Annotated in this window: 9 protein-coding genes; 2 read left to right on the top strand and 7 right to left on the bottom strand. The window is 29.6% G+C overall.

Annotated elements, in window-relative coordinates:
- Both QZZ53_RS15490 and QZZ53_RS15485 read right to left on the bottom strand, forming a co-directional pair.
- The coding region (locus QZZ53_RS15490) for a hypothetical protein (RefSeq protein ID WP_296386349.1) at nt 1-327 on the bottom strand (327 nt) is incomplete at its 3' end.
- A gap of 147 nt (nt 328-474) precedes the next feature.
- The gene (locus tag QZZ53_RS15485; protein WP_296386347.1) at nt 475-1356 is read right to left on the bottom strand and encodes a helix-turn-helix transcriptional regulator; all 882 of its coding nucleotides are present in this window, start codon (nt 1354-1356) and stop codon (nt 475-477) included.
- Nucleotides 1357-1546: 190 nt separating this feature from the next.
- Here QZZ53_RS15485 and QZZ53_RS15480 point away from each other — a divergent pair, with 190 nt between their 5' ends.
- Nucleotides 1547-1951, top strand: a complete 405-nt coding sequence (locus QZZ53_RS15480; protein ID WP_296386344.1) for a DUF983 domain-containing protein — start codon at nt 1547-1549, stop codon at nt 1949-1951.
- A 139-nt stretch (nt 1952-2090) separates the two neighbouring features.
- Here QZZ53_RS15480 and QZZ53_RS15475 read toward each other — a convergent pair whose 3' ends face one another.
- The 3 genes from QZZ53_RS15475 to QZZ53_RS15465 all read right to left on the bottom strand — a co-directional run bounded on the left by QZZ53_RS15475 (nt 2091) and on the right by QZZ53_RS15465 (nt 6051).
- On the bottom strand, nt 2091-3815 hold the full coding sequence (locus tag QZZ53_RS15475) for a T9SS type A sorting domain-containing protein (protein ID WP_296386342.1): 1725 nt from the start codon (nt 3813-3815) through the stop codon (nt 2091-2093).
- Between the two features lie 291 nt (nt 3816-4106).
- Nucleotides 4107-5183 (bottom strand): serine hydrolase, encoded by a 1077-nt coding sequence (locus QZZ53_RS15470; protein ID WP_296386340.1) that lies wholly within the window; start codon nt 5181-5183, stop codon nt 4107-4109.
- 58 nt (nt 5184-5241) lie between these two features.
- A complete protein-coding gene (locus tag QZZ53_RS15465) occupies nt 5242-6051 on the bottom strand; it encodes a helix-turn-helix transcriptional regulator (RefSeq protein WP_296386337.1) in 810 nt (269 codons plus the stop codon).
- 407 nt (nt 6052-6458) lie between these two features.
- Between QZZ53_RS15465 and QZZ53_RS15460 the strand changes: the two genes are divergently transcribed.
- Nucleotides 6459-8102 carry a serine hydrolase gene (locus QZZ53_RS15460; RefSeq protein ID WP_296386335.1) on the top strand — a complete coding sequence of 548 codons (1644 nt, stop codon included), beginning with the start codon at nt 6459-6461 and terminating at the stop codon, nt 8100-8102.
- Between the two features lie 103 nt (nt 8103-8205).
- Here QZZ53_RS15460 and QZZ53_RS15455 read toward each other — a convergent pair whose 3' ends face one another.
- Both QZZ53_RS15455 and QZZ53_RS15450 read right to left on the bottom strand, forming a co-directional pair.
- Nucleotides 8206-9438: a glycosyltransferase gene (locus QZZ53_RS15455; protein WP_296386334.1), complete on the bottom strand. Its 1233-nt coding sequence runs from the start codon at nt 9436-9438 to the stop codon at nt 8206-8208.
- Nucleotides 9439-9912, bottom strand: coding sequence for a heme-binding domain-containing protein (locus QZZ53_RS15450; protein WP_296386332.1), 474 nt, complete (start codon nt 9910-9912; stop codon nt 9439-9441). It lies immediately after the preceding gene.
- Between the last annotated feature and the right edge of the window lie 72 nt (nt 9913-9984).

Genomic DNA, 9984 nt, shown 5'->3' with positions numbered 1-9984 from the left:
AAACTCTATATAAGGCATTACTAAAGCATATATAACACCTACTACAAAAGCAATTGCGTAAGATTGTGCTCTTAAACTAATCGTCATCTCATCCTCTATTTTATCTTTAGATAATGACATAATTAGCATACCAACTAAAACTGTTTTTTGTAATAATAGCTTTAACCACTCTGTATCTCCTTCCATAGCAAAAGCTCTAACAAACATCATCATAATAGATAATAATGCTATAGCAATACCAATAGTCATAAAGCGATGTGGTAATCTAAATTTGATGAACTTCTGAAACCGCTTGCGCTCACAATTCATTATTTCTTCTTTATTCATAATTGACAAATATATTTTATATTAAGTAAAATTATTTTTACTATATGACAAATATACTTTACATTTTTTAATTATACAAATAATTTAAAAAATTCAATTAATGTTAGATAAAAGGTTTTTGTAATTCTTAAACAGAAAATTCTAAAGTTAATTAATTGTGCTATATTTTTTCTTAAATCCTAATGGAGTTAGCCCAATCTTTTGTTTAAATAATTTAGAGAAATAAGCATAGTCATCATAACCTAATAATTCTGCTGTAATAGATAAAGGGTTTTTAGAATGTACTATATATCGCTTTGCTTCTAAAAGTATGCGTTCGGTAATAAGCTCTGTGGTGGTTTTATTTATGGTAGATTTAGTTATTCTATTTAAATGTTTTGTAGTTATACTTAGCTTATCTGCATAAAACTTTGCTGATTTCTCACATTTATAAAATTGCTCAATCGCTTTTTCTAAATTATTTAATGCTAGAAGATAAGATGACGAAACGACTTCATCATTTGGCATAGTAGCATAAATACGTGATAAATCAATATATATGAGATTTATAAGGGTTACTAACTTTTGCTTTTTATATGGTGAATTTTGGTAATATTCTATATTTATTTCTTTAAACTTATTCACTATTTTTATAAGTTCTTGAGAATTTAAATGAAGATTTGGTGGGTTTTCATAAGAATAGTAAAATGGAAATTGAGACAACTCTGTATTTAAAAAATAAAATTCGTAAAAATCCTGAGTATGAAAAAATATATAGCCTTCAGGAGCTGTATCAAACTTCCAACTATGCGTTTGGCCAGGCTTTAAGAAAAACACACTTCCAGTTTCAACCTTGTAGCTATTAAAATCTATTTCGTGTACACCTGTTCCTTTAGAAAAAATCACACATAAAAAAAAATCGTGACTATGTGGCTTATGTACTATTAATTCATTCTTTTTTAAATGTGAACTTAAGTCATTACTATAAAAATTTGATATTGATTCTTCGTTCTCAAATTGCTCAATATTTAAAATAGGTAAATGTATCATACACTACAAAATGTCCTAAATATACAAAAAATGGAGAAAAACAAACAATCAACAATCAATCATACTAACCTATTTTTGTACAATGTGTTATACAACTACACATTTAGCTATATAGTTTTTCACCAAAATATGTGCTTTTTTAACAAAAAAATCATGTTTTATTTACATTATATAATTAACACAAATAGTTATGGTTTTAAAATTCTTAAAAGGAACAAAAATTTATAGTGTTTTAACAGGTAATTGCCCTGTTTGCCATAATGAAAGTATGTATAAAGAAGGTAATCCATATCTTGTAACAAGAACATTACTTATGGAGGAACGTTGTAGTCACTGCAACACAAAATACAAAATAGAGCCTTCTTTCTTTTTTGGAGCAATGTATGTAAGTTATCCTGTGGGACTTATTTTTGGAGGAATAGCCTTTGCATTTGCGTATCTCATCTTTAATTTAAACTTAGTATACTCTTATTTAATTATTGTTTTAGTTATGTTTATTTCTTTACCAATAATCCTTAGAATATCTAGAAACATTTGGATTAATATTTTCATGGGATACAATAAAAATAAATCTAACAAAAACTTAAACACTTAATTTAAGTACATAAAAAAACAATCTAGAATTCAATGAATAGTAAACGATAAATGAAGAAAAAAAATAATTCTGCTATAAAAATATTTGTATAATTTTAAAAGAAATAGGATACATTCATCTAGATAATATGGCGTAATTGTTAATGTTTAAGAACTTTAAATGTTTCAGAACTGTTTTGCGCATTCTTAATTGAAACATAATAAATCCCAGAGGATAACGATTCCGTATCCAATGTTATTGTATTAAGCTTTGTTTTAGTTCTTAAAACAATTCTCCCAAATGAGTCATATAAACTAATATTATATTCACTAGGTTCGTTGAACAATAATGTAATATTCTTATGTGTTGGATTTGGATAAATTTTTACGTTTAAAGAAATATTTTGATTTGTTGCTAAAGTTTCATTTACAGAAAAATCTGTAACTACAGGAAAATGGTCCGAAGCACTACTTGTATCTAATTGATTTAACCCATATAAAGACAATCTATTCGTAGGCATAACTTCGGTTTGAAGTACAAATGATTTTTCTGTATTTAGAATATAGTCCGAAAAAATTATAAAGTCTAATTTACCAGGAGGAAAAATTTGACCATCTGATCTCCAAGTGTAACCCATTCTAATATCTGTTTGAATACAGTTCTCTTCAGTTAAGTCACTACTATCCCAATCTAATGGAGCACCTTGACCATAAGATACAGTATCTTGAATATCTCCTGTCTTTAGAGTTTCTAGTTGCTGTGAAAATCCAACTAGATTTAAATCACCTCCATACACAAAAGGAGTATTCTCAGATAATGTTATGTCACCTCCTACTGATTTAGCGTCTAAAATAAATGCTGCATACTGATCTGCTTGGTCTTGTCTATTTACATCAGCTCCACAACAACTTAAATGAGCATTAGTAAAAAGTAAATCAGTACCATAGCTATTTGGCAAATCTATTAAAACAGGAAATTGTCTTGTTAAACCATCCCATCTTTGCAAAATCTCCCATCTTGAAACTGTAACCTCTCCTCCATGCTTTTCAACGTACCAACCATTTGTAGTACCTAAGGGAATCCATGCATCAAAAAGAGATTTAACATAAGACTCAGATGTACTAGCACTTTCAATAAACCCAACGATATCAGGATTCAATATTTTAATAATATTTTCAAAATTATCTACTCTATTTAAATCTAATAAGCCATTTAATAAAGTATTGTATGCAAGAATTCTAATGTGAGATCCATCTGATTTATTAATATCAATTGGTGTATATGGTGTCACTGGAGTTTCATCGAAAGTGTATGAGAATACACTTCCAACATTTGGAATTTTATCAAAATTACTATCATTTTTTAATAGTATTTTTATAGTTGAAGATGAAAACAAAGGGTTTATTCCATCTGGAATAACATGTCTTCCTATTGCAATTTCAAACTCATCTGAAGTTACAGTTGGAGCTGCTCTTAATTTTATATTTGTAAATCCAACTTGAGAATAAGGTGTTACATTATAATGTGCAAAGAGTTCTGTAAATAAAATACCTAGTTCTGACCCATAACCTTGTTGAATATCAAAACCTGTACTAGTATTATTATCAGTATCTATAAAAATTCCTAATTCATGTAAAATTTGATTATCAGTTAAATCAAATTCTGAATTGGCTTTTATTTTAATAAATAAAAACTCGCTATCGTTTGTTACTTGAATTTCTAAAAAATCAATACCATTAATACTTTCACTTGTATCAACAAATGTCGTGAGATCTGATGTCCAATCATCAAAAACACCATCAATGGTAATTGCTTTTGATTGAGAAAACAATAATTGAAAATTAATAAGTATAAATAGTATTATTCCTTTTCTTAAATTATTCATTATCATAACCTTTTAAAGATTTCAAAAAATATTTTGCTTATAAACAAGATATTAGGTAATCTACTTTTACATAAAAGAAGAAACCAAATTAACAAAAAATAAAATGAAGTTATATTACCTAATCAAACTTACTTATTAAATCAAGAATCAAGGTATTAAGAAAACTATCAATTGCTTGTTCTGTGTGTATTCAGAAAACCCTCCCAATTTTACGACGGAACAATTCTCTAGATTTTCTTGTAACTAAATCATAATTGAAAACCTAAAACGAGCTTTAAGAATATTTCCAGTTTAGTCCATACCTTCTACAACAGGAATAATAAATTTGTTCATCAGCTCATCTGTATAGTTATGTGAGTTTCTGTTATTGTAATTAGTCGCAGTTATAACCACGCTTAGGTTGAGTTCTGGGCAAGCCAATACTTTATTACCACCATTACCAGACATATAATAAGATTTATATTTTTTGTCCGCACCAAAACTTTTTAACCAAAGTAAATAGCCATAATCTGTATCATCATAAGCATTTACTTTTGGCGTCGTTGCTTTTTCTATCCATGCTTCAGAAATGATTTGTTCTCCATTCCATTGCCCATTATTTAAACACATTTGGATGAGTTTTAAAAAATCACGGCTTCTGTATTCGCTTCCTCCTGCAGTGTTAAAAATTTGTTTTGGATTATAATGCAATGTATAATCCTTAATATCTAATGGTTTAAAAAGATTTTCTTTTGCAAACTCAACTAAGTTACTACCAATTGCATTTTGTAATATTTCTGCCACAGCTGCAGATTTTGCAGAAGCATAAGCGAACCTTCTACCATAAGGTGAATCTTCTGGTTTTGCTCCAAAAGGATACGAGCGTACAGGTAGATCTAATAAAAACTGTGTCCAATCCTCAATAAAATACATGCGCTCTTCGTGTCCGCGAGAATGCCAATTGCTGTCATCACATTCTAATATAGAGGTCATGGTTAGTAAATCTTCAATAGTAATGTCCCCTTTTCTTTTATCTGGATTTTTTACTGGTAGATTATCTTGTAAATAAGTGAATATTTTATCTTTTTCAGAATTCACAAAGCCTTTGTCTATAGCAATACCTGTAAGCAAAGTTGCCATCGTTTTAGTAGCCGACCTTGTATTGTGCTTTGAAGTAGAATCATTTTCATTATAATACTTTTCGAAAAGAACTTTTCCGTCTTTTGCTATTAGAATACTCGTAATTCTTTCGTACTTACCAAAATTGACTGTGCTATCCATTGTAACGAGTCGCTTATCTATGTTGGTATTAACTTTAGAATAATCTAACTGAGCATTCACTAAATGACTTACTAATAATGCTGTAATAAGAATGATGTATTTATTCATGATATATAATTTAGATAATCAAAATTAGTGTTAAGAACTTTCTTAAAATAGAATGAATTTAACATCCCAAAATTTCTTTTCTATAACTTCTTGGTGTTTTACCAAAGTATAATCGAAACGTTTTAATGAAATGACTTTGATCAGAAAAGTTGCATTGATATGCTATATCTGTTAATGATAGCTTAGGATTCATCATAAAACCAATCGCTTTTTTAATTTTTTGCTGTCTTAAATAATCACCTAATGTAGTTCCTAAGTATTTAGGAATTGCTCTAGAAAGATGCACTGCGCTAACATCTAATTCTTGGGAAAGAAATTTTAAGGTCAAATGCTCTTCACTATCATAAATGAGATCTTTCAATGGATTAATCCAAATCGGCTCATTGTTTAAAGCCTTTTTATTTTTTGTATTTAGTTTTTCACAAAGCTGATAGAGTAATAATTCTATGGTAACATTAGAGAATTTATCTTCACATTTAAATTCAAAATATAACTTAGCTAGTAAATGATGTAATTCTGGGTTTTCAATACGTTGACTACCTTCCCAAAGATCTATATCCAATTTGTTATCATCAAACCATTGACGCTCAAACTCTATATGAAAACCTCTAGCTTCACGTGATTCTTTGGCATTAAAATGCGCCTCTTGCCAGTTGTGCAGCAAAAAACTTCCCGAAGGACACACCGTTTTTCCTTTTTTATTGACATCATACAAATTCCCTTGAAGCAAATACATAAAATACGGATTTTCATGAAAATGCCAATCGGTTCTAGGAATAAGATAATCGTATTCAGACAGTACAATACCATTAACAAAGGTTTCTTGTTTTTTCTTTCCGTAATAATTACCCTTGGTTAAGGTCTTCATGTAATCGGTTTGTATAAAGATAAGTAAGTTCTACAAGTGTTACAGTTTAGGACTTATTCTTCTCTTCAATCTTACAATTTGCAGCTCTTGATTTTTTAAATTTAAAAACCTAATCGCCATTTAATATTGGGTAAAAACATCTGTACTGAACTTCACGAAGTATTGAAGTGCTTTTTTATTAAAAGAGACATTATATAATATCTGATTATAGATTTAAACTAATATTAACTATATTGATAATATGAGGTATTAGGGTTCAAAAAAAGGAAGTGATGTTAATTTGATACAATTTTTTGAATTTTTCTTTAATTATTTTTGAATTCAAATAACCAAGAATTATGACAAAGTATCTAATATTTTTTCTTTTAATTTTTTTATCATTTTTTTCTAGCTGTGCTCAACAAAACATGTCTGAATATGCAGGAAACTGGGAAGGAACTTTGCCTAATGTAGATGCTTTCAATTTTAGCATTACAGTAAAAGATTTAAGCTCAAATTCTTACAATATAACAATTACCAACACTAAAACTTTAATCAATAAAAAGCTAAAATCAATTAGTAACAATCATATCCAAATTAGTATTGATGACTACATACACTTTAATCTGCATTTCAAAAATGATAAAAACGAATTAACTGGATTTGTAAATGCTGGAAGGCTCATGTATCACGTTAATTTAAGAAAAAATGAAGTCAATACATATACTGGAACTTGGAATCCATTTATGATAAATGGCAGCCTAAAATCTGATTCCATTTTCTTAAGTATTGACAAAAATGAAGATGGAACACTTGCTGCATACCCATTCTTAGGTGACCATCGGTTTTCTGGCGCTTGGGCAGATAATTTTGTAGAGCAAGATAATATTCTATCTTTTCGATGTCTAAAAACAGGATTTAAATTTCGTTCAATATTATTAAAAGATGAAATTCAGTTAGAAATTTTATTAGGAGATATATTTCTTACAAAGACACACTTAAACCGTTTTGAAACTGATTGGAAACAGGAAGTTACTGGCATTGAAGAAAATCAAAATACAAACAAGCCACAACAATTAAATGATGGATGGATTACAGCAAGCATAAATGATTTTAATATTAATCAAGCCAAATTAGACCAATTAATAGAGAAGGTTATTAGCACGAAAGAATATGAAAACACACATAGTATTCTTATTGCAAAACGCAATAAGCTAGTATTTGAAGCGTATTTTGATGGATATAACCACAATATCCCACATGACATGCGTTCGGCATCAAAGAGTATTTCGTCGGCTATAATAGGTATAGCTATTGATAACAAAATTATAGAGAATGTTGACAAAAAACTATATGAATTTGTGCCCAAAGCTTATCAATACACCAAAAATCCCTTAAAATATAAAATAACTATCAAAGATTTGTTAACCATGAGTTCTGGATTAGATGTAAATAAGATGGCGGAAGAAGATAACTATCAAGGGTCAGAGAATTGGTTAAAGACCGTTTTAGAAGCATCTATGGTAAAAACCCCTGGAACTTATGCCGACTATGGTTCTGCTAATCCATTTCTACTAGGTGTAATTTTAAACGAATCTTTAGATAAACCTTTAGAACTCTATATGGATGAAAAGCTTTTTGCACCATTAGGTATTCGAAATTATATAAATCAGACAGAAGGTACGGAGACAATACCTTATTTTGGCGGAGGTATGCATTTAACATCTAGAGATATGCTGAAATTTGGGCAACTCTATCTTAACAAAGGAATATGGAAAGAAAAACAAATTATTTCAGAAAATTGGGTTGAAGAATCATTTAAGAAGCACACACGCTTACAAGATCAAAAAGATAAAAATGAATATGGTTACCAATGGTGGCACTATACATATACCATTGATGGTAAAGCTATAAATTCTATTGAAGCAAGAGGAGCTGGAGGGCAATATATTTTTGTGATTCCAGAGTTAGAATCTGTGATTGTAATAACATCAGGAAATTATAGAAACGGAAAAACACGACAACCAGAAAAAATAATAGAAGAATATATACTTCCTGCAATGATAAATTAAAAATCTACATATGACAACGCACTGTGGAAAATTTAATGATTTCTCTCTGTTTTAAATTAGTTGCTGGCTAACTTAAAAAATACGTTAAACGAAACACCAAAAATCATCCATTCTTAGCTTCAATCCACTTACTCATATACTTTGTACTTTGTAATGATTGATGCATCAGTAATTGACCAATAAAATTCTTCTCTCGATGTATTTTTAGGTGTTCTGAAAGTGATTTAATATGAGAAGAAAACTTAGCCTCAAAATTCATTCGATTAAATCGTTGAGTAAGAACTTCAAAACCAATCTGTTGTTTCTGTTTCCATACTTCAGAGTTATTGTAAAGTTCAACGGCTTTGCTAGCAAAAGCTTCAGGATCACCTTCAACAAACCCATTGGGTTCTAACTCACCAAACATACCTTCTGCAGCAATACTGGACATTGCGCAAGGTGTTCCATTTTGCATAGCATCAACCAGCTTTCCTTTTAGTCCTGCGCCAAAGCGCAAAGGCGCTAAACATACTTTAGCATGTTGCATCACTTCATTAACATCATCAGCAAATCCTTTGATTAAAAATCCTTCTTTGGTGTTATTTAACTGAGATACTTTTTGAGATTCGTAAGCACCATAAATATGCAACTCCGATTTTGGTAATTGTTTTCTAATTAATGGCCAAATGATATGTTTTAAATATAAAACTGCATCATAATTTGGTGCGTGTAAAAAATTACCAATGGTTATGAAGTGCTTTCTTGCCTCAAAAGTTGGCAATTGTTTTATTTCACTTTCCGAAATTGGTTCTAATAAAAATGGTAAATAATATAGTAAACTGTCATCAATCTTAAATTGATTGGCTAGAATATCTATTTCAGCTTCAGAAATTATTAAACTTAAATCGCAACGATATATGCTTGCGATTTCGCGTTTGGTAATATCATTATGCAAATGTTCTACTGAAACCTCAATATTCTGTTTTAAAGCCAGTTCCCTAGCCTTTCGTAAACCATGAAAATCTTCTGTATCTAGTATTCGTAATGCATCAGAACAATGCTCTGTAACACGCCAACCATATTGCTCTTCTGTCATAAAACGATCAAACAACACAGCATCTGGATTTAATTCAGAAATAAAGACATCAAAAGATGAATCATTTAAAAGAATATCTTGGGTGTTAACATCAATCGAAGTTAAATCAAAAGTTTTATTGGATGTTTTTGCTGCAGAAACAAACGTAACCTCATAATCTTGATTTTGAAACTGCTCAACCAACTGAAGTATTCTGCTACCAGCTGCAGAACTTTTAGGCTCTGGCCAAACAAAACCAATAATTAAAAGCTTTTTTTTCAATTATTGAGGTTCTTTTAAAAAGACATATTTAAGTCTAACAGTTTTAGCCCAAGATATAACAGCATCAATTTGTTTTGGTGTTAATTTAGCGTCTCCATGCGTCCATGTATAACTAGGCAATGGCATTTCTTTAGCTTCTACCATTTCTATTAATTCATCTAACTTATGATCTTTTTTCTTATCAGAATAGTCATTCCATTTAGAGATATTAAAATGCTCTGTTCCATGATCTATATGACCTGCCAACCAATAATTTACTGGAGTGATATTATTATACCAAGGATAACGTGTATAATTGCTATGGCAATCTATACAAGCTGTTTTCAAAATTATTCTTACATCTTCTGGCGGATTGGTGTCTGTAAAAAACGCACCAACAGAAGCAATATCACCATCATTTTTTTCTGGTCCAAAAAATTGCGCAATTATAAATACTACCAAAAGTAATAACCCTATTATTTTGAGAATCTTCATTTTTGATTAAATTTAGAATTCTAAATTAATAATTTTTTTTTGACTAAAACAGAACTTAACAAAGAATTAAAC

Origin of the sequence: Winogradskyella sp. (assembly GCF_016744625.1) — a bacterium.
In the GTDB taxonomy this organism is placed as follows: domain Bacteria; phylum Bacteroidota; class Bacteroidia; order Flavobacteriales; family Flavobacteriaceae; genus Winogradskyella.
Note: the sequence above shows the minus strand (reverse complement) of the source record. Positions and strands in the feature narration are given on the sequence as shown.